Source organism: Nocardiopsis oceani (assembly GCF_054777395.1).
The window spans coordinates 1-1,626 of the sequence record NZ_BAAHAR010000114.1; the positions used below are offsets into that span (position 1 = coordinate 1).

Below are 1,626 nucleotides of genomic sequence, written 5' to 3' on the forward strand. Positions count from 1 at the left end.
TGGTGCTGTGGACGATCTTGTGGTGAGACCTGTCCTACCAGGGGCTTCACGTCTGTCTGGGGTCAGGGTCGGCCCGTACGATCTCGCGCTCGCTCATAGCCCCCGCTTTTTCGCTGAGAAAACCTCATTTGTCCGCTTTGCCCAAGAATGCGGACAGGGGGTCGGACTCCTTTTCCTAGAAGGCTTCTTTCCGGGGGATGGAAAGGCGGATCTGGGTGTCCGGGTAAGTGTTTTCTCACCTCCCGGTTAGGTCCTTTCTGGGTGTTTCTTGATATCCTTAGGGTATGACTTCTTCTTTCGGGCAGTGCGGGGCCATGGCGGTCACTACGCCCGCCGTGGACGCCATGCGCACTGCCCGGGAAAAGATCGCCTCGGAAATGGCGGAGGTGCCTCCGGCGGGTGTGGCCGGTGAGGTCCTGGACGTGGTCTCGCAGGTGTTCGAGGACTTCGACCGGGCCCAGCTTTCGATGCTGCTGCGTCTGGCGCAGCTGGAGGCGGCCGGGACGTTGTTGGAGGCGGGTGGGCAGAGGTCGGTGCAGAACTGGCTGGTCCACTCGGTGGGGATGGCCCCGGGTGAGGCCAACGGGCGGGCCGAGCTGGCCCGGCGCTTGTTCGCCCAGGAGCTGCCCGCCACCCGCGAAGGCCTGGACTCCGGGTTGCTGTCGATTGGTGAGGCGGTGGCGGTGTGCCGGACCGCTGACAGGGCGGTGGACAAGCGCAATCAGGAGCACCACCCGGACGCTGGCATCTTCCGGCGGATCATCGAGGCCGGGATCCTGGCCGCCAAGGCCAAGGAGCCGGCGATGTCGGTGACCGACATCAACCGGCTGGGTAAGGAGCTGCTGGCCCGGCACAACCCGGCGGTGTTGGAGGAGGAGCACCAGGCCGCCTTCGAGGCCAGGGGTGCGCGTTTGTTGCGCACCTTTGATGGCACTCACCTGTTTGAGGCCTGGGGCCCGGCCGTGGACGCTGAGATCTTGAAGTGTGTGCTGAAGGCGTACATGCCGCCCTTCGATGAGGACCGGTTGCACGTGTCGGCTTCGGAGCGGATGTATGACGCGTTCATGAACCTGGTCCGGTCCGCCTCCCACCCCACCGACCCCACCAAGGACGGTGAGGGTGCTGAGGGTGCCGAGGGTAAGGGCGGCAAGGGTGGCCCGGGTAAGAAGCGTGCTGCGGTGGCGATGATCAACATCATGGTGCCCCTGCCCACCTTCCTGGGCCTCCAGGGCCAGGAAGAGGGCAAGGCAGCTGGCCCGGCCACCACGCAGGACGGGCAGGTGGTCTCCATGGCCGCGATCCGTGCCCTGGCCCCCAACAGTGTGCTGCGTCGGATGATCACCTCCCCGAAGGGGGAGACGGTGTTGGACGTGGGCCGTACCCAGCGCGATGCCACGGGTGCTCTGCGGGACGCGGGGATGTTCGGTCACACCACCTGCGCCTGGTACCAGGGGTGCAACACCCCGGCTAGCGGGTCGGAGGCTGACCACAAGAGGAGTTTCTCGGCCGGCGGGTCGACGAGCGCGGGTCGGGTAGCCCGGGGCATCGCAGCCCCGGGCCCCCACAGATCGGAGCGTGACAGTCTCCCGTCACTCCGCTCTTACCATCCAGCCGTGTTGAAGCGGT

Annotated in this window: 1 protein-coding gene; it reads left to right on the forward strand. The window is 66.1% G+C overall.

Annotated features, from left to right (window positions below):
- Nucleotides 1-284: 284 nt before the first annotated feature.
- The coding region (locus ACYVDG_RS32605) for a hypothetical protein (protein ID WP_460764128.1) at nt 285-1,626 on the forward strand (1,342 nt) is incomplete at its 3' end.